Here is a 19861-nt window from a genome sequence, read left to right as displayed (position 1 = left end):
GCAGTGCGCGGAAGTGATTGTCAACACCGTGAATCCGCTAAATGAAAACGGAACATCATTTCCGGAAGGTAGAATCTCACTGCATGGGAGTCCGACGCACCCAACAGCCGACCGGAGGGACCGAATGCCTGCCCAGAAATCCCCGATGAGGTCACTCGAGAGAGCCATCGACGTTCTCGAGATCCTCGACAGCTCACGAGGACCGCTACGCCTGAATGAGATCGCTCGGCGCGCCGAACTCCCGGTGGCAACCACTCAGCGAATCCTCGCCGTCCTCGAGTCCCGCGATCGAGTGGAGCGAGACAGCAACGGCTACCGCCCGGGCATTGCTCTAACATTCGGCGCACACGCCTTCTCAACGACCAACCCCCTGATCCGCGCAGCCCGCCCGGTGCTCATCGAACTCGCCTCAATCACCGGCCTGACCTCAACGCTGTACCGCGAACACAATGGACAGAGAGTCGCCCTCTCCCGTGCGGGCATTGCCCGCAACTTCGGCTACGAACTCGTCGTCGGCTCTCGGCTCCCACTCACCACAGGCGGCGGAAAGGCCATCCTCGCCCAGCTCAAGGACGACGACATCATGACACTGCATCAGGAGCAGGCGGCGAAACCTGAGCAGACCCCCGAGCTCGACGCACTGATGCTCGACGTTGCCGGGATCCGAGATCGCGGCTATTCGATCTCCCGGGAAGAACGCGAGCCCGGGGTCGCCAGCGTCGCCGCCGCAATTCCGGGCGACTATGGAATCCTTGCCGCCATCCAGGTCACCGGAACAATCGACGACTTCCCCGAAGAGAAGACTCAATCGCTGGGCCGTCAGGTTCGACAGGCGGCGATCTCCATCGGCCACGGCCTTCCTGAGCTACCGGGAAACTAACCCGCTCCGACCTCTGGGAATAAGAACCACCAGCATGGTTGTTGAATGTTCAACTAGATAGATCTACACTGGATCTATCAGCACACCGTGTTCAGGAGAGCCGCATGACCGTCACCGACACCCCCACCGATACGACCGCCTCACCGGCCGTCAATGACACCACACTCAGCGCCGCCACCGGAATGGACGCCGTGACTCTGCGCGTCGGCGATCTCGAGGAGATGTCGAACTACTACTCGAACGCCCTGGCGATGGAACCTCTCGAGGAGACCTCCCGCGATGGCGAAGTCCACCGCGTGCTCGGCCGCGGCACCACTCCCCTGGTCAAGCTCGTCGCCACCCCGGGCCTTCCCGGTGTCGACCCCAAGCAGGCCGGCCTGTTCCACACCGCGTTCCTCTTCGACGACAAGGAAGCTTTGGCGGCCACCGTCGCCCATGCCGCTCAGAACACGAACAGCACTTTCGTCGGATCCAGCGACCACCTGGTCAGCCAGGCCTTCTACTTCACCGACCCCGAGGGCAACGGCATCGAACTCTACGTCGACCGGGTTCGCTCGGAATGGACGCACTCCATCGACGGAGAGGTCCAGATGGATTCGATCCACCTCGATCCGAACCGTTTCCTCGAGCGTCACCTCAACCAGGACGTCCTCGCGAACACCGTGGCCGAACCCGGCATCGTCGGCCACGTCCATCTGCAGGTCGGCAACATCCCGCAGGCCCGTGAGTTCTACGTCGACGCGCTCGGCTTCGAACCGTCACTGTCGTCGATGCCCGGAGTCCTCTTCGCTGCGACCGGCGGATACCACCACCACGTGGCCATGAACACCTGGAACAGCCGCGGTGCCGGCCCCCGGGCGGCCAGCCTCGGTCTCGGGGATGTGGCGATCACCGTTCCCGGCCGCGAGGATCTCGATGCACTGGTCGCGCGTCTGCGTGCGCACAGCCTCGATTTCGCTGATGACGGACGTTCTGTGCGAGTCGTCGACCCGTGGGGCACGCAGGTCACTCTCGCCATCGGAACCAGCTCCATCGACGAGACGCTGGCGCGCTGACACTCCGCCGGGGCGAAGAGCTCCACCGGCCAGAACACGCTGAGGCGGGTGATGCTCAACGGCATCACCCGCCTCAGTCGTCTGCGCCGAGATCAGTTCTTGGAACGCACTCGCTCGACAGCCGCATGCGGATGCAGGTCGAGTCGGCGCAGCAGCTGAGCGTTGAGGGCGACGACGATCGTCGAGATCGACATCAGGATCGCGCCCACGCTCATCGGCAGAACGAACCCGATGGGAGCGAGGATTCCTGCTGCCAACGGCACCGACAGGAGGTTGTATCCGGCCGCCCACCACAAATTCTGCTTCATCTTCCGATAGGTCGCCCGAGAAAGCTCGACGATCGAGAGCACGGACCGCGGATCGTCGGAAGCGAGGATGACTCCGGCAGAGCCGATGGCCACATCGGTTCCGGCCCCGATGGCGATGCCGACATCGGCCTGCGCGAGCGCAGGAGCGTCATTGACACCGTCACCGACCATCGCCACACGACGCCCCTCCCCCTGCAGCTCGGAGACCTTCGCCGCCTTGTCGGCGGGATGAACGCCGGCAAAGACACGGTCGATGCCGAGCTCGGAGGCAACGGACTGCGCGACCGCCTCGGCGTCTCCGGTGATCATCACGACCTGTGCACCGATGGCGTGGAGTGCATCGACGGCATCGCGAGACTCCGGCCGGATCTCATCGGCCAACCGCAGGGCTCCGACGACAGATCCGTTGACGAGCACGTGGAGGATGATGGCACCTTCGGCTCGCCAGGCCTCCGCAGACTTCGCCTCGGGCGCGTCATACGCCTCGAGCAGTCTGGGACCACCCACCTCGACCGTCTGGCCTGCGATGACGGCCTTGACCCCAACCGCAGGTGACGACGAGAAGTCGGATGCTGTCGGCACGTCGATCCCCCGTTCAGCCGCAGCCGTGACGATGGCTGCGGCCAGCGGGTGCTCGCTGTCGGCTTCGGCCGCAGCCGCCAGACCAAGCACTTCACTCTCGGCCCGCGTGGCCCCGGCACCCTCGACGACTTCGATGGCGGTGACCGTCGGCTGACCCTTCGTCAGAGTGCCGGTCTTGTCGAAGAGCACGGAATCGACCGTGCGCATCGTCTCGAGCGCGAGCCGGTCCTTGACGAGGACGCCGGCACGGGCGGCACGTTCGGTGGCGATCGACACGACCAGCGGAATGGCCAGACCCAAGGCGTGAGGACAGGCGATGACGAGCACGGTGATCGTGCGCACGACCGCCGAATCGGGCATGCCGATGAGCGTCCAGACGACCACTGTGATGACGGCAGCGCCGAGAGCGAACCAGAACAGCCAGGCCGAGGCTCGATCGGCGATGCGCTGGGCTCGCGATGACGAGCTCTGAGCGTCGGAGACCAGCTTCTGGATACCGGCCAGCGTTGTGTCGCCACCGATCGCGGTGATCTCGACCCGAAGCCCGGAATCGGCGGCGACGGTGCCGGCCACAACCGAGTCGCCTTCGCCGCGTCGGACCGTCGTCGATTCTCCGGTGACCATGGATTCGTCCATATGGGCCGAACCGTCGATGATCCGTCCGTCGGCGGGCACCGAGGCACCGGGTCGAACGAGGACGATGTCCCCGACGACGAGGTCGGACGGAGCGACGCTCACCGTCTCCCCATCGATGATCTTCTCGGCCTCATCCGGCAGCAGCGCGGCGAGACCGTCAAGCGCCGAGGTGGTCTGTGCCAGAGAACGCATCTCCATCCAGTGACCGGCGAGCATGATCACGACCAACAGGGCCAGCTCCCACCAGAAGTCGAGCTGCGGATCGAGCAGACCCAACGACGAGCCCCAGGAGGAGATGAAGGCGACCGTGATCGCTAAGGCGATGAGCAGCATCATGCCGGGGCTGCGCTCCTTGATCTCGTCGAGGCCGCCGGTCAGGAACGGCCTACCACCCCAGACGTACATGACGGTGCCGAGGATCGGAGCGAGCCAGCGAAGCGCACCGAGGAGGCCGGTTTCGGGAATCTCATACCCGACGAGGTGGCCGAACATCGGGCTGAACGCGACGACAGGGACGGCGATGACGAGCATGATCCAGAACAGGCGCCGGAACTGCGCGACATGATCGCCATGGCCGGCATGACCCGCGTGGCCCGAATGGCCGGAGTGGCTCTCGTGACCGGAGTGGTCGCCATGACCACTGTGGTCATGCTGAGCGTGATCGGAGTGGGCGATGGCCTCAGTGTGTGCGGAATGGCCCGTCTCAGCAGACTGCATTCCGTATTGCTGATGATTCTGCTGTCTGTCCATGCCTTCAATTTATACCCCTAGGGGGTATAAATCAACGGTGACGCCGCCCACATGCAATCCCTTGCAACCCTGGCTCGATCGCCTCACGCGCCCTAGCGTCAAAGAATGCCGAACGGCATTCTCAGACCGCGGAAGGAATCACCATGAGAGCAGCACGTTTCCACGCGCGCAACGACATCCGGATCGAAGACATCCCAGAGCCCGAACTGCGTCCAGGCACTGTCGCCATCGACGTCGCATGGTGCGGGATCTGCGGAACGGACCTCCACGAATACCTCGAAGGGCCGATCTTCGTCCCTCCGGCAGGGCACCCCCATCCGATTTCCGGCGAGTCCGCGCCTGTCACGATGGGGCACGAATTCTCCGGCACGATCACAGCGCTTGGCCAAGGAGTGGATGATCTGGAGGTAGGGCAGAACGTCGTCGTCGAGCCCTACATCATTGCCGAAGACGTCGACACCGGCCCCGGCCAGAGCTATCAGCTGTCGAAAGACATGAACTTCATCGGCCTCGGCGGGCACGGCGGCGGACTCTCGGAGAAGATCGTCGTCCAACGCCGTTGGGTGCACCCGATCGGCGATATTCCGCTCGACCAGGCTGCGTTGATCGAACCATTGTCAGTTGCCCACCACGCAGCCACACGCTCCGGCGCCGCTGCAGGCCAGACCGCCATCGTCGGCGGAGCAGGCCCGATCGGCCTTCTGACTGCAGCCGTCCTCAAAGCCAAGGGCCTGACCGTCTTCATCTCTGAACTCTCGGAAGCGCGGAAGGCCATGGCAGAGTCAACGGGAGTGGCCGACGAAGTCTTCGACCCCAGAGAATCCGATGTCGCTGAGTCGGTCCGCCAACGAACCGACGGCAAAGGCGCCGACGTCGGGTTTGAATGCTCCTCTGTCCCCGCCGTCCTGGACATGCTCATCGATGCCACCCGTCCGGGTGGAGTCATCGTCAACGTGTCCATCTGGGGACACAGACCTGAAGTCGATCTGCCCAGTCTCGTGCTCAAGGAGATCGACCTCTGTGGCACGATCGGCTACGCCGGAGACCACCCTGAGACGATCCGCCTCGTCTCCGAAGGAACGATCGACCTCTCCGCATTCATCACCGCGCGCATCGGCTTGGACGACCTCATCACCGGCGGTTTCGACGAGCTCATCGACAACAACGAACACCACGTGAAGATCATCGTCGACCCCCGCGCCTGAGCCATCAGGAACCTCCTCGGCACCCTCTTGACGAGCACTCCGCAGTTTCGAGGGAGCAGAATGTCGATTCAGTCCGCTGAAATCAACATTCCGCTCCCTCGAATTTCTGCATTCACGCACGCGCCTCCGCACTCACACGCTTGGCCCCGCATTCACGCACCCTCCCCGCAGGAGGAACGCACCCGCGTTCGACATTGCATAAACGTGCAGTTATGACTCATACTTGCTCATACTGTTCAACTTCGCTTCTGATCGTCGACTGCCCAACGGGCATCGCACATCAGGTCGAAGCCAATGAGAACCACACACCCTGGCTCCCTGAGCCGGCCTCACCGCGGAGGACCTTATGGACCTGCAACTCATCCTGGCGCTGATCGCCGGAATCGCGACGATCGTCGTCATCGTGCTCGCGACCCGACTCGACGCCTTCATCGCTCTGCTCCTGGCAGCCGTCGTCACCGGCATCGTCGCCGGTCAGGACCTGCTCTCGATCGTCGACTCCATCACCACGGGCTTCGGCGACACCCTGGCCAGCATCGGCATCGTCATCGGACTCGGCGTCGGCATCGGCAAGATCCTCGAGGTCTCCGGTGCCGCCGACTCCCTGGCCCGGGCCTTCCTGCGCGCCTTCGGCAAGGGCCGTGAGCCCTGGGCGATGGGCACCGTCGGCTCCCTCGTCTCCATCCCGGTCTTCTGCGACTCCGGGTACGTCATCATGAACCCGCTGGCACGCTCCATCGCCCGTGTGAAGAAGGGCGGCTACGTCACCCTCGCCCTGGCTCTGGGCTGCGGAATGACACTGACCCACCATATGGTGCCGCCGACGCCCGGTCCGCTGGCGGCCACCGGCATCCTCGGCGCCGACATCGGATCGGTCATCCTCGCCGGACTCGTCTTCACCGTCATCCTCCTGCCCGTTGTCGTCGTCTACGCCCGGTGGATCGGACCGAAGCTCGAACCCGTCCTCAACGCCCAGGTCAAGCGTGATGTCTACGCCGAGGCGGTCGCCGAAACCGCATCAGGTTCCGCCGGAGGCACCGTCCTCACCGCCGAAGGCGGAGACTCGGCCGGCACCGGCCCCGCCCCGGGCACCGGCAAGAAGCCGGGCGCCTTCCTCGGCTTCCTGCCGCTCATCGTCCCGCTGCTGCTCATCGTCGCCAACACGGTGAGCACCGCGATCGACAAGAACGCTCAGGGCGAGCTCTCCGGAGACGCCTACGAGCCCTCCGCCTGGGTCGCACCTCTGGCCTTCCTCGGCAACCCCGTCGTCGCTCTCATCATCGGCCTCGTCCTCGCCGTCTACACACTGCTGCCCCGCGTAACCCCACGCAACCAGGTGCAGAGTTGGCTGGCCGACGGCGCCGCCTCAGCCGGACTCATCCTGCTCATCACCGGCGCCGGGGGAAGCTTCGGACTGGTGCTGCGCGAGTCGGGCGTCGGTGATGCCCTCGCCGAGGCGATCGCCTCGATCAGCCTGCCGGCCCTCCTCGTCCCGTTCCTCATCGCCTCGCTCGTGCGTCTGGCTCAGGGATCGGGCACGGTCGCGATGATCACCGCCGCCTCGGTGACGGCTCCGCTCATCGCCCCGCTGGGACTCGACCCGCTGGTGGCCGTGATGGCCTGCACCGCCGGTTCGATGGTCTTCTCCTACTTCAACGACTCCTACTTCTGGGTCGTCACCCGGTTCACCGGCCTCGACGGAATCAATGCCATCAAGGGCTGGTCGGGAATCACCACCGCCGTGTGGATCTGTTCCCTTCCGCTGCTGTTCGTGCTCGACTTGGTCGTATGAGCGCCTCCCGAATGTCCGACTCCGAAACGACCGCAGCCGCCTCGGCCCAGGCGAGTCCGCGCATCCTCATCGTCGCCGACGACCTCACCGGCGGAAATGCGTGCGGAGCCCTGTTCGCCGAGGCGGGGCTGCGGACGATCACCGTCACCGATACCAGGCCGGCCGGCAACCTCGACATCAGCGGACTGCTCGATGACTTCGACGCGGTCGTCGTCAACACCGACTCCCGGCACCTGCCCGCACGGCAGGCAAGTGAGCTCTACACCGAGCTCATCGAAACCGCCGGGGCTGTCGACCTCGTAGCATGCCGAATCGACACCACCCTGCGCGGCAACGTCGGACCCGCCGCGGCCGCCGCCATCTCGGCCCGCAGACGATCTCTCGCCGCGACCGACGGGCCACGCCACCGCGTACTGGGCCTGTGCGTGCCGGCGTTCCCTGCCGCAGGCAGAACCACCGTGCAGGGGCGACAGCTGCTGGGCGGTCGTTTGCTCGAACACACCGAGCTCGCCCATGACGTCCGCTCCCCCATGCGCACCTCCGTCATCGAGGACATCCTTGCCGCCGGCACGGATCTCAACAGCCGCCTCATCGATATCGCCACGGTGCTGGCCGGTCGGGATGCCGTACGCACCGCCGTACTCGACGCCATCGGCGAAGGAACGGACGTGCTCATCGCCGATGCCCTGACCACCGACCACATCGACCTCGTCGGGTCCGTCATGGCTGAGATCAGCCACGAGCTCGCCGAGGCGGCTTCCCCCGACATCCGCGACCGGGCAGGTCTGGCCGACGGTGAGCGGTTGGACTGGGTGACCATCGACCCCGGGCCCGGCAGCCTCGCCCTGGCTCAGTCTCGGCTGCCGACTCGCGCCGACGGCATTCTGCTCGGCATTTCGGGATCGGCCACTGAGGTCACCCGTGCACAGCTTGCAGCAGTGGCCGAGGACCCCACGATCACGGTCCTGCGTGCACCTTTGGACGACGCGGGACTGCCCGATGTCGAGGCCGCACTCGGCCTCATCGATCGGACCGCCTCGGCGCGGGCGATCATCATCGCCACCGTCCTCGAGACCAGCGACCTGCGCGAACTCACCGACGCTGAATCCGAAGAGACGACACGGCGCCTGGCACTGATCGCCTCGGCGGTCATGTCCGCCATCCCGGTCTCCGGCCTCTACACCACCGGCGGGGACGTCACTGCCACGGTGATGCGCGAGCTCGGTGCGATGGGGATGGAGATCGACAAGGAGATCGTGCCTCTGGCCGTGGGCGGTCGCCTCGTCGGCGGAAGCGCTGACGGACTGCCGATCGTCACGAAAGGCGGACTCATCGGTGACACCGGCACCGCCGTCGACTGCCTCGAATTCCTGTCGACGACTGCTCGCGTCAGGCGAGACTGAATCGTGCACGACGACCCCAACGCCCCACCCACCGACATCCATCCGAACCATCTGAGGAGACAGAAATGACAGCACCAGCACTCGCCGTGACCGTGGGTGACCCGGTCGGAATCGGACCGGAGATCACCGCCACGGTGCTTGCGGAGTTCGCCGGCAGAGACGATCAGCATGGAATCGCTGTGGCGGATCTGGCCGTGATGAAACGGGCCGTCGACGTCCTCGGACTCGACGTCGAACTGCGCTCCATCTCCGACTGGTCGACCCCGTCAGCCGGTGAAGGCGTCATCGACGTCTTCGATATCGGCGTTCTCGGGGATGACCTTCCTGACTGGGGAGTCGTCGATGCCCGCGCCGGCAGGGCTTCGGTGGCCGCGATCGAGCTCGCCACCAAGGCGGCCATGGATCAGCAGGTCGCCGGCATCGTCACCGGCCCGATCAACAAGGAAGCCGTATGGAAGTCCGGTTCGCAGCACCTCGGGCACACCGAGATGCTCGGTGAGCTGACCGGAGTGACGAAGCAGGACACGATGTTCGTCGTGGAGAACACGAAGGTCCCCGACCACAAACTCCAGATCTTCTTCGCCACCCGCCACATGTCCCTGCGCAAGGCTCTCGACGCCCTGACCGTGGACACTCAGGTCGACTCCATCGAACGCGCCCATCGTGCCCTCCAGCTCTACGGCGTCACCTCGCCGAGACTGGCCGTCGCTGCTCTCAACCCCCACGGTGGCGAGAACGGCGCCTTCGGCGACGAGGAGATCGAGATCCTCCGCCCGGCCGTGGAGAAGGTCAATGCGGGTGGCGCCTTCGAAGTCGCCGGACCGATCCCGGCGGATTCCGTCTTCCACCAGGGGCTGACCGGCCGCTATGACGGAATCCTCTCTCAGTACCACGATCAGGGGCACATCGCATCGAAGACCTTCGACTTCGACGGCACCATCTCGGTCACCGTCGGATTGCCGATCCTGCGCACGTCGGTCGATCACGGAACCGCCTTCGACATCGCCGGTCAGGGAATCGCCGATGCGGGCACCATGCGCTCGGCCTACCGCGCGGCCATCGGCTACGCTCCGTTCGTCGACGGCATCCGCGCGGAGTACCTGCCGCAGTAGGCTGAGTCGTATCTCCGGCCGCGGCGTCGCTGCGGCCGGATCACTGCCGAATGAGAGGGAGAACAGATGGCGATCCGCTCAGGGACTCAGCGCCGCCGCGAAGCCATTCTCGGCCTGCTCAAAACCGGCTCGTGGAGCATACCTCGCCTGGCCGAGGCTCTCGAGACCTCGGAATCGACGATCCGCCGCGACCTGCGTGAGTTGGCCGCAGACGGCGAGATCATCCGCACCATCGGCGGAGCCGCAGCCGCCGGCTATGTCGAACCGCCTTTGGGCGAGCGCATGGAGCAGCAGGCGGAGGCGAAGGACACGATCGCCGCACGAGCGCTCGAACAACTCGACGACGCCCGAGTGCGAACCGTCTTCCTCGACGCGGGTTCGACGACCGTGCGTTTGGCCGAGCGGATCAGGGACCGCAAAGAGCTCACCGTGTTCACTCGCGGTCTCGAGATCGCGCTGGCCTTGGCTCATCCCGCCGGCCCCACAGTGATCATGGTCGGCGGCGAGGTCTCGACACTGTCGCACGGCACCACCGGCGCGCTGTCCGATCATGCGCTGTCGCGCATCCATGTCGACATTGCATTCCTCGGTGCCGATGCCGTGGATCCGGCACAGGGCCTCGGCGAACCGAGTCTCGACGAAGCACGCACGAAAGAGCTCATCGCCGAGCGGGCCGGAGCAGTCGTCGTCCTCGCCGACAGCTCGAAAGCCGGCCGCGATGTCGCCGCATGGGCACCGATGCCGCCCGGCTGGACGTGGATCGACGAGCACGCGTCCCACCGGCACGATTGACAATACTGCGCTGACAACTCCATTCGCCGACCACCGTGTGATCGACGACATCTGATTCTCGCGACTTCTGTGTAGAATCCCGGAGGCAGTTTCAACAGTGACTGCCTGGAGGCTCGGCATTCGTGCGAAATCCGAGCCCTGGTCTCACAAGGAGAAAGCTCTATGAGCGAACCCCACAACTCGGGTGCTGACACTGACAACGCCGCTGGGGGCGGCAAGCTGCGCAACCGGCACATCACCATGATCACGCTCGGCGGCATCATCGGTGCAAGCCTCTTCGTCGGATCCGGAAACGTCATCCGCTCGACTGGACCGGCTGCCATCCTCTCCTATCTCATCGGCGGACTTCTCGTCTTCCTCGCCATGCGGATGCTCGGTGAGATGTCGGCGCGACGACCTGCCGTCGGCTCCTTCATGGAGTACGCGAACGAGTCCTTGGGCGGGTGGGCCGCCTACCTCGTCGGCTGGCTGTATTGGTACTTCTGGGTCGGCGTCATCGCCTATGAAGCGGTCGTCGGCGGCGGAATCATGTCAGGCTGGTTCCCCGCGATTCCCACCTGGCTCTGGTCCCTCCTCCTCGTCATCGTCTTCATCGGCACGAACGTCCTCTCGGTCCGCGTCTTCGGTGAGGTCGAGTTCTGGCTCGCGAGCATCAAGGTCATCACGATCGTCGTCTTCCTCATCGTCGGTGCACTCTTCGTGTTCGGCGCCTGGCCCAACGCGACGAATTCCGTATCCAACCTGTGGGACCACGGCGGTTTCATGCCCATGGGCTTCAGTGCCGTGATGATCGGCGTGGCCACCGTCATCTTCAGCTACTTCGGCACCGAGATCGCTGTCATGGCATCGGCCGAGTCGGTCGATCCGGCTCGCGGCATCAACCAGGCCACTCGGACCGTCATCTGGCGGATCATGTTGTTCTTCGTCGGCGGCGTGCTCATCATCGTCACCGCGGTTCCCTGGGATGAGCTGCCCGATCCCGATACGATCGCTCCGTTCGCTCATGTCTACGGTCTCTTCGGTCTGCCGGGCGCCTCGGCGATCATGACGATCGTCCTCTTCACCGCCGTCATCTCGGTGCTCAACTCCGGCCTCTATTCGGCCTCCCGCATGTTCGCTTCCCTGGCCGACAAAGGGTATGCGCCCGCGCTCATCCGCAAGCGCTCGAAGACGAACGTCCCAGTGGCCGCTCTCATCGCTTCGAGCCTCGGTGCACTGGCGGCAGTTGTCGCCAACTTCACCGTCCCGGCATCAGGGATCTTCGACTTCATCATGAACTCCGGCGGTCTCGTAGCCCTCTTCGTCTATGTCTTCATTGCCCTCGCCCAGTGGCGCATGCGACTCAAACTCAGCCCGGCCGAGCGAGAAGCTCTGACCTTGAAATCGTGGCTGACGCCGATCCTCAACATCTTCCTCATCATCGTCGTCATCGGCGTCGTCGTCATCATGCTCCTCAGCGAGGACGGCCGGGCACAGGTGTGGACGAGCCTAGTCGCCACTGCGGTGCTCTTCGCCGTGTGGCCGCTGGTCAAGCGTCGCCTCAACGCTCGCGGGATCGATACGTCTCCGGCGATGGATCAGCGTGCAGCAGCCGCGGCAGAGGAATCTGCGGCATCCTGATCCAGCACCACCGTTCTGACACCTGAGCCATTCGGCCTGAGTCGATTGAGTGGAGGGACCGTGCATACGCGCGGTCCCTCCGCTCATTCATCTGGTTTCGACGTTTTCGATCCGATCTACGGCGCTCGGCGCAAAAACGAGGGTATCGTCCACCGGATGAGCCGGTGCAGGTGCCGTCGGCCGTCGGCTATGGGCACCGGCATCGGCGGAGGTGGGAACTGCCATGCGGATGAGATCGGTCGCCTTCCTGACCGCAGATAGACTAACCCGTCTCCCCGATGCATCGAGCTAGACTCTAATCACGCACGATCCTGCGAACCGACGCGCCCGCCTCACCTAGGACATCGAAGTCATGCAGTTCACAAGCAAATTCGCTCCCACCATCGCTGGAGTCTGTGCGATCTCTCTTGCACTTGCCGGGTGTACGTCAACCGGCGATTCCGATCAGAATGCTGCCGAAGGTCCGAAGCCGACAGAGTCGCACGGATCTTCCCCGACATTGAGCCGAATCGAATCGTCGGGAGTCGTGAAGATCTGTACTACCGGGGACTACCGTCCTTTCACCTATTTCGACCCGAAGGCGAAGGAATGGTCGGGCATTGACGTCGACATGGGTCGCACTTTCGCCGACGACCTCGACGCGAAACCAGAATTCGTCAGAATCGACTGGGACGAATTCCCATCTAAGATTCGAAAAGGCGCGTGCGACATAGGCATGGGAGGGCTCTCTATCACCACAGAGCGGGCCGCACAACTGTATATGTCGGATCCGACCACGCAGGACGGTAAGACTCCCATCACCCAGTGTGGGAAGGTGGACAAGTACGACTCGATTGACAAGATCAACGATGACGGTGTTGAAGTCATCACGCCAAAAGGTGGCACCAACGAAGAGTTCGCCGCGGAGCACTTTCCCGAGGCCAAGGTCATCAAATGGGACGACAACAATACGATCTTCGACCAGATCATCAAAGGCAAGGCCGATGTCATGGTGACCGACGCACCAGAGACCAAGTGGGTAGCCCATGAAGAACCGGAACTCTGCGCCGTCAACCCGGACAAACCCTTGAACTTCAGCGAACAGGGCTATGCAATACGTTCAGGCGACGACCAGATGCTTGAATACCTCAACACTTGGCTGCGCATCACCCAGCACGACGGCACCTATGCCGGGGCCGAGAAGAAATGGTTCGGATAGCTCGAAAGAGAAGACTACTCTTTTCGCTTGCACAGACAAATTCGGTCATTGATTGAGTTTTCTGTCAACCCGATTGCCATAACGATAACTTCACTGTTCCCTGTGAAGACGACTTGCCGCGCCGATATTGGCGACGCAGAACGTTCCTCCAGGTCAGGTGCACCAAAACCGAATATTCTCCTAATGACACGCCGATGATTTGACAGGATTCTTCGATTGAGAAGCTGAGCACAGGCTCGTAACGTGGCTTCGGTTCGAAAGAAGGATCACTTCGACTGTGATCCGAATGACTGGAGGAATTCATGAGCATCCCCGATACCTCAGGATCCGCATCACCTGCTTCCCCGCCCGAACCCGATCTCAAGACGGTCCGCAAGGCCGTCGCCGCCTCCGCCCTGGGCAATGCGACGGAGTGGTTCGACTACGGTCTTTACGCCGTCTCAGTCACCTATCTCGCTCAGCACTTCTTCCCCGGCGAGCATGCTCAGCTGATGGCGCTGCTGACATTCGCCGTGTCCTTCATCTTCCGCCCTCTCGGCGGAATCATCTGGGGCCCGATGGGTGATCGCCTCGGCCGCAAACGCGTACTGGCGCTGACGATTCTGCTCATGGCCGGTTCCACCTTCTGCATCGCGCTGCTGCCGTCCTACGCCACGATCGGCGTCGCCGCACCCATCATCCTCGTTCTGCTCCGCGTCATCCAGGGCTTCTCCTCAGGCGGTGAGTATGGTGGTGCCGCCACTTTCATGGCCGAATACGCCCCGGACAACCGGCGCGGATTCTTCGGCAGCTTCCTCGAATTCGGCACTCTGGCCGGAATGGCGGCCGGTTCGCTGTTCGTCCTCCTTCTGCAGCTCGGGCTCGGCGAACAGACGATGACGGACTGGGCATGGCGGATTCCGTTCGTCTTCGCCGGTGTTCTAGGCGTCGTCGGCCTGTACCTGCGCTCGCAGCTCGACGAGTCGCCCGTCTATGAGGAACTTGATAGTGGCGACAACGACAAGACGGTCAAGGAAGTCTTCGCGACCCTGTTCGCGAATTACAAGAAGCAGCTGCTCGTCCTCGGCGGCATGGTCGTCGCGGTCAACGTGGTCAATTACACGCTGCTGTCCTACATGCCCACGTACCTGCAGGATCCCGTCGGCATGAGCGCGAACGCCTCGCTGACCGTGATGTTCCTTGCGCAGGCGTTCATGATGATCCTCATCCCGTTCGGAGGAATGCTTTCGGACAAGGTCGGGCGCAAGCCGGTCTGGTACTTCTCTCTCATCGGACTCTTCGTCGCGGCGATTCCGATGTTCATGCTCATGGCCAACGGCTTCGTGTGGGCACTCATCGGACTGGCCGTCCTCGGTGTCCTCTACATCCCGCAGATCTCGACCATCTCGGCGACCTTCCCAGCGATGTTCCCCGGACCTGTGCGCTTCGCAGGCTTCGCGATCGCCTACAACGTCTCCACCGCACTGTTCGGCGGCACCGCGCCCTCGATCAGCGATGGACTCATCGGCGCAACGGGAAACACCATCATTCCCGCCTACCTCGTCATGGCTGCATGCGCGATCGGTCTGATTGCCACGATCTTCATGAAGGAGACGAACGGTGCCTCGTTGCGCGGCTGCGGCCTCCCTGAGACCGGCGCGGACGTCATCCTCGACGAATCGGAGCTCGTCAACGACGCGAAATGATCGTCCCGGCCTCTCGTGACCGGGGCTGAGTGACGCGTCACCTCCGACGGAGCAGACCGGCGGCACCGCAACGGAACTTCCGTTGCAGTGTCGCCGGTCTTCTGCGACCGAGTCTGGGTTAGTCTCGGATCATGGTCACGTTGATTCCCGAACAGCCAGATTTCAATGGGTCCACGGCCGAGGAGCTCGTGTGGAATGCTCTGTGCCGGCAGCTGCCCGATGCAGCGGCGATCATCCATGGTCAACGACTGACCGGCGATGACAAGGATGTCGAGATCGATTTCCTCATCCTGTGGCCGGGCGCCGGCATCGCCGTCGTCGAGGTCAAAGGCGGACGCGTCGACGTCGTCGACGGCGCTTGGTTCACCTCCGGCGCCCAGGGAAAGCGAAACCGACTGCCCACCTCTCCCCTCGAGCAGGCGATGATCGCCAAGCACACCCTCGTGGACTATCTGCGCCCGCGGCTCTCCCGCCTCCCCGGACCGATCAGCCACCTTGCGGTCCTCCCCTACACGGAACTGCCGAGCGACTGGGACCAGCCGGACGCGCCGAGGCGTCAGCTCGTCGACGGCACCGAGATCGGTTCCCTGGCATCGAAGATCGCCACTCAGCTGCGCTTCGACTTCGACCCCGAACGCCACGACCTCACGGCCGGCCACGAGTTCGTGCTGAAGAACCTCCGCAGGACCAACCAGGCGGTGGAGAATCTCAAGCTCAGAGCCTCCGAAATCTCTGACCGAGCCGATGCACTCAGCCGTGAGCAGGCGAAGCTCATCCGCATCCTCCGCCACCAGAATCGTGCCGAGATCAGCGGCGGTGCAGGATCGGGCAAGACCTATCTGGCCCTGCTCAAGGCCAGAGCGCTGACGCAGGAGGGGAAGAAGGTCGCCCTCATGTGCTATTCCCGCGGGCTCGGCCGCTTCCTCCAGCTCTTCACCGCACAATGGCCCGAAGTCGACCGGCCCGCGTTCGTCGGGCTCTTCCACGACCTGCCCATCAGCTGGGGTGCGCCCACCGGCAGCGACGACGACTCGGAGTACTGGGAACAGCGACTGCCCACGATGCTCAAGGAACTCGCCGACGAGCGTCCGCGCAAGAGACTCTTCGACGCCATCGTCATCGACGAAGGCCAGGACTTCAGCCTGCTGTGGTGGGAAGCCGTCCAATCCTGCCTGCGCAATCAGCTTGCCGACACCCTCTACGTCTTCACCGATGAGCGCCAACGGATCTTCGACCGTCACGGCGAATCACCGATCACGATGAACCCCATCCAGCTAGACGAGAATCTCCGCAATTCATCGCAGATCGTCGCCGGAATCGCCGACCTCGCGTTGGAACCGCCGATCGCACGCAACGGGCCCGGCGACGAAATCGAGTGGATCGACGTCGGCCTCGAGGATGCCGTAGCCGAAGCAGATGGGCAGGTCGAAGCACTCATGGATGCCGGGTGGAACGCCGGCCAGGTCGCACTGCTGACCACCGGATCCAGGCATCCGGAGCAGAAGAACATCGTGGAGAGCGAGGGGATCGCAGCCTACTGGGATCAGTTCTTCGCTGAAGAGGACGTCTTCTACGGGCATGTGCTCGGTTTCAAAGGACTCGAAAGGCCCGCCGTGGTGCTCTGCCTCAACGGGTTCAGAGACCCCCAGCGAGCCATCGACATGCTCTACGTCGGTATGTCGAGAGCGACGACGAAGCTCATCGTCGTCGGTGACCTGACCATCTTCGACGAGATCTACGGGAACTGATCGCTCAGGTTCTCACCGGGTTTCGTCGGTGGGTCTGCGATGTCAGTCCGGCGCCGCACCCAAGAGCAGGGTTCGCGCGGTCCGCTGCCAGGTGGTGAGCATCGGCTCCCGATGCGGGTCACGTCGGGAAAACATGTAGGTCACGGCCATTCCGCGCATGCTCGCGAAGATCATCGTGAAGACCTCATCGAACTCCGGGTTCCGCGTGACCGCCGGTCCGAAGAGCTCGCGGGCATTGTCCCTGACGCGTTCGAGGACGATCCTCTCGTGCTCACGGACGTTCCCGGCCAGTTCGTCGTCGGTGCGCGAAGCCGTCCACAGTTCGAGGGCAGAGAAGAAGCTGCCGTGCATCAGCCCCGTCCACAGGGTCCGAATCGCCCAATCGCTTCTGGCCTCGGCGTCGGCGGCGTCGGGTCGTTCCGTTTCCAGTATCCGACCGAATTCGTCGTCCTGGTCCTCCAGCCGTCGGCTGAGTCTCTGTTCGCCGAGGCGGCTGACTGCGGCCGTGAGCAGATCCTGCTTTGAGGGAAAGTGGTGGAGCAGACGCCCCCTAGTCACCCCCGCGATCGATTGGACTCTCACCGTCGTCGTCGCCGCATATCCTTCGCGCAGCAGGCATTCGATCGTGGCATCGAGGATGAGGTCGCGTGAGCGCGCAGTGCGTTCGGCCTGGTTGCCGGCATCCATCGCATCCCCTTCTGCCGTGTTCCGTTCTGGAGCTGTTCGACACCGCAGAACTGCGGTCGAAACGGGCTGCTTCCGACTATCTCACAGATCCAGTCTGTATTGACTGTTTTTCAGGCGGATGCCAGACTGAACGCACGCTCAGTGACCGAGCACACATCATCGCCTCGGCCCGAAGACCGGCCTGCCTGCCCGCCCAGCGACAACCACTGCTTGAGAAGAGGACGCAATCGATGAAGAGGAATCTGTACAACGAGGATCACGAGGCATTCCGAGGATCGGTCGCTGCGTTCCTCGACCGCGAAGTCGTCCCCCACTTCGAGGATTGGGAGGAGAACCACCTCGTCGATCGGGAGATGTGGCGCAAGGCAGCGCAGTCGGGCATCATCGGCCTGGCCATCCCCGAGGAGTTCGGCGGTGGCGGCGTCTCCGACTTCCGGTTCGAGATGGTGCGAGCCGAAGAGATCGCCCGCCGTGGTGTCGGTGCGGCCACGAGCGGCTGGGGCGTCTCAGACGGAATCGTCCCCGGCTATCTCATGGAGTTGGGCACTCGGGCGCAGAAACAGAAGTATCTGACTGGACTGACCTCGGGCGCGATGATCGGGGCGATCGCCATGACCGAACCGGATGCCGGTTCGGATCTGCAGGGCATCACCACGAAGGCTGTCCGCGACGGCGACGATTGGATCATCAACGGCGCCAAGACCTTCATCACCAACGGCATCCACTGTGATTTCGTCATCGTCGTCGCCCGCACGAACCCGGAGGCGAAGGCGTCTCAAGGCACTTCGCTGTTCATCGTCGAGGCAGGCACACCTGGGTTCGAGAAGGGCCGCAAACTGAAAAAGCTCGGCCTGGACGCCCAGGACACCGCCGAACTCTCGTTCACCGATGTCCGGGTGCCGGCCGATGCCCTCCTCGGCGAACTCGATCAGGGGTTCATCCACCTCATGGTCAACCTCCCCACCGAACGCCTCCTCATCGGATCGGGAACCCTGGCATCGGCGCGGGCAGCGCTGGCATGGACGGCCGAATACGTCTTCGACCGCCCCGCTTTCGGTCAGACCATCGGCGACTTCCAGAACACTCGTTTCGAACTCGCCGAGCTCGAAACCCGCGTAGACGCCCTGGAGGCGTTCGTCGACCGCTGTGCCCTGGCTCTCAACGAAGGCGAACTCACCGCGGTCGACGCCGCCAAGGCGAAGTACTTGGGCTCGGACCTCGAGATCGAGGTCGTCAATCGCTGCCTGCAGCTCTTCGGCGGCTACGGCTATATGCTCGAGTTCCCCATCGCTCGCGCCTACAAGGACAACCGCATCCAGGCAATCTTCGGCGGAGCGAACGAGGTGATGAAGGAACTCATCGGACGCGATATCGCCAAGCGCAACCGCAAGAGGTGATAACGCCCGCGGCTACTCTCCCGCGACTTCGAGAACGACCTTTCCCATCACGGAACGGCCGTCGAGCTCCTTGATCGCCGAGGCAGCCTCGGTCAGCGGGTAGTTCGCGTGGATGCGCGGGTTGAGGTCACCTGCGGCAACGTGCCCGAGGACGACGTCCCACTGCTCGTGGATGAAGTTCGGGTGACCCCAGGCCGCCGCGCCCCAAGCGACGCCGTCGACAGAGATGTTCTTCAGCAACAGGCGATTGACCTTGATCGAGGGGATTTCACCGGCAGTGAAGCCGAGAACGAGAAGCCGACCGAACGGCGCGAGCACTCGTGTCGAATCGGTGAATCGGTCGCCGCCGACGGGGTCGAAGACGAAATCGACGCCGCCCGGACAGATCTCCTTCGCCGCGTCCTTGAAGCCGTCGGCGAGGACGACATGCGTGGCGCCGATCTCGCGAACCGCTTCAGCCTTCGCCTGGGTCGAGACGACGGCGATGACTTCGAGGCCCATCGCCAGACCCAGCTGCACTGCGGCCGAACCGAGACCGCCTGCGGCTCCGTGGACGAGGAGGCTCTGGCCAGGCTGGGCATTCGCGCGCACCCGCAGTGCGAAGTCAGCGGTGAGCACGTTCATCGGCATGCCTGCGGCATCGGCCAAGGAAACCGAATCCGGAACCTTCACGGTGGCCTCGTCACCGGCTACGAGGTATTCGGCGAAGGTACCCTTTCCGGTGATCGCAGCAACGCGGTCCCCGACGGAGTAGCGGGAGTCCGGACCCACCTCGGCGACGACGCCGGAGGCCTCGGAACCCAGAGTGAAGGGCAGGTCGTGCTTGACCTGGTACATTCCGCGAGTCTGCAGGACTTCGGGGAACGTCACGCCGGCATATGCGACCTTGATGAGCACCTGGCCCGGCCCCGGCGACGGGCGCTCCACATCGAGATGCTCCACATCATCGGGGCCGGTCAGAGCGGTGACGCGAATGGCTTTCATTGTTTCCTCGCTATCGTTGTGACGCAC

General features: G+C 63.7%; 15 protein-coding genes. 12 read left to right on the top strand and 3 right to left on the bottom strand.

The window, feature by feature from the left end:
* The first annotated feature begins 145 nt into the window (after positions 1-145).
* Complete coding sequence (locus AC239G_RS06865) at positions 146-880, top strand: IclR family transcriptional regulator (protein WP_180345666.1); 735 nt, start codon at positions 146-148, stop codon at positions 878-880.
* A gap of 104 nt (positions 881-984) precedes the next feature.
* Positions 985-1935 carry a VOC family protein gene (locus tag AC239G_RS06860; protein ID WP_487490001.1) on the top strand — a complete coding sequence of 317 codons (951 nt, stop codon included), beginning with the start codon at positions 985-987 and terminating at the stop codon, positions 1933-1935.
* A gap of 92 nt (positions 1936-2027) precedes the next feature.
* Here the strand turns inward: AC239G_RS06860 and AC239G_RS06855 are convergent, their stop codons facing one another.
* A complete protein-coding gene (locus AC239G_RS06855; RefSeq protein WP_487490000.1) occupies positions 2028-4211 on the bottom strand; it encodes a heavy metal translocating P-type ATPase in 2184 nt (727 codons plus the stop codon).
* Positions 4212-4354: 143 nt separating this feature from the next.
* On the opposite strand from AC239G_RS06855, the gene AC239G_RS06850 reads away from it, so the two are divergent.
* The 9 genes from AC239G_RS06850 (at position 4355) to AC239G_RS06810 (ending at position 16766) form a co-directional block, all read left to right on the top strand.
* Positions 4355-5416: a 2,3-butanediol dehydrogenase gene (locus tag AC239G_RS06850; RefSeq protein ID WP_482401605.1), complete on the top strand. Its 1062-nt coding sequence runs from the start codon at positions 4355-4357 to the stop codon at positions 5414-5416.
* 346 nt (positions 5417-5762) lie between these two features.
* Positions 5763-7208, top strand: coding sequence for a GntP family permease (locus AC239G_RS06845; protein ID WP_482401604.1), 1446 nt, complete (start codon positions 5763-5765; stop codon positions 7206-7208).
* Positions 7205-8611: a four-carbon acid sugar kinase family protein gene (locus AC239G_RS06840; protein WP_253903671.1), complete on the top strand. Its 1407-nt coding sequence runs from the start codon at positions 7205-7207 to the stop codon at positions 8609-8611. Before AC239G_RS06845 ends, AC239G_RS06840 begins: the two co-directional genes overlap by 4 nt.
* Before the next feature lie 65 nt (positions 8612-8676).
* Positions 8677-9723, top strand: coding sequence for a 4-hydroxythreonine-4-phosphate dehydrogenase PdxA (gene pdxA, locus AC239G_RS06835; RefSeq protein WP_139469610.1), 1047 nt, complete (start codon positions 8677-8679; stop codon positions 9721-9723).
* Positions 9724-9789: 66 nt separating this feature from the next.
* Positions 9790-10515 (top strand): DeoR/GlpR family DNA-binding transcription regulator, encoded by a 726-nt coding sequence (locus tag AC239G_RS06830; RefSeq protein ID WP_482401603.1) that lies wholly within the window; start codon positions 9790-9792, stop codon positions 10513-10515.
* A 162-nt stretch (positions 10516-10677) separates the two neighbouring features.
* The gene (locus AC239G_RS06825; protein WP_482401602.1) at positions 10678-12135 is read left to right on the top strand and encodes an amino acid permease; all 1458 of its coding nucleotides are present in this window, start codon (positions 10678-10680) and stop codon (positions 12133-12135) included.
* Positions 12136-12661: 526 nt separating this feature from the next.
* The gene (locus tag AC239G_RS06820) at positions 12662-13333 is read left to right on the top strand and encodes a transporter substrate-binding domain-containing protein (RefSeq protein ID WP_487489999.1); all 672 of its coding nucleotides are present in this window, start codon (positions 12662-12664) and stop codon (positions 13331-13333) included.
* Positions 13334-13635: 302 nt separating this feature from the next.
* Positions 13636-15018 carry an MFS transporter gene (locus tag AC239G_RS06815; RefSeq protein WP_139469613.1) on the top strand — a complete coding sequence of 461 codons (1383 nt, stop codon included), beginning with the start codon at positions 13636-13638 and terminating at the stop codon, positions 15016-15018.
* 131 nt (positions 15019-15149) lie between these two features.
* Entirely contained in the window at positions 15150-16766 is a 1617-nt protein-coding gene (locus AC239G_RS06810; RefSeq protein WP_482401600.1) for a nuclease-related domain-containing DEAD/DEAH box helicase, read from the top strand.
* A 42-nt stretch (positions 16767-16808) separates the two neighbouring features.
* Here the strand turns inward: AC239G_RS06810 and AC239G_RS06805 are convergent, their stop codons facing one another.
* Entirely contained in the window at positions 16809-17453 is a 645-nt protein-coding gene (locus AC239G_RS06805; protein ID WP_482401599.1) for a TetR/AcrR family transcriptional regulator, read from the bottom strand.
* Between the two features lie 230 nt (positions 17454-17683).
* Between AC239G_RS06805 and AC239G_RS06800 the strand changes: the two genes are divergently transcribed.
* Positions 17684-18850: an acyl-CoA dehydrogenase family protein gene (locus AC239G_RS06800; RefSeq protein ID WP_139907414.1), complete on the top strand. Its 1167-nt coding sequence runs from the start codon at positions 17684-17686 to the stop codon at positions 18848-18850.
* A 12-nt stretch (positions 18851-18862) separates the two neighbouring features.
* Here AC239G_RS06800 and AC239G_RS06795 read toward each other — a convergent pair whose 3' ends face one another.
* Positions 18863-19834 (bottom strand): NADPH:quinone oxidoreductase family protein, encoded by a 972-nt coding sequence (locus tag AC239G_RS06795; RefSeq protein WP_139469617.1) that lies wholly within the window; start codon positions 19832-19834, stop codon positions 18863-18865.
* Positions 19835-19861 lie beyond the last annotated feature (27 nt).

It is taken from the genome of Brevibacterium sp. Lmc1, assembly GCF_057654315.1.
Note: the sequence above shows the minus strand (reverse complement) of the source record. Positions and strands in the feature narration are given on the sequence as shown.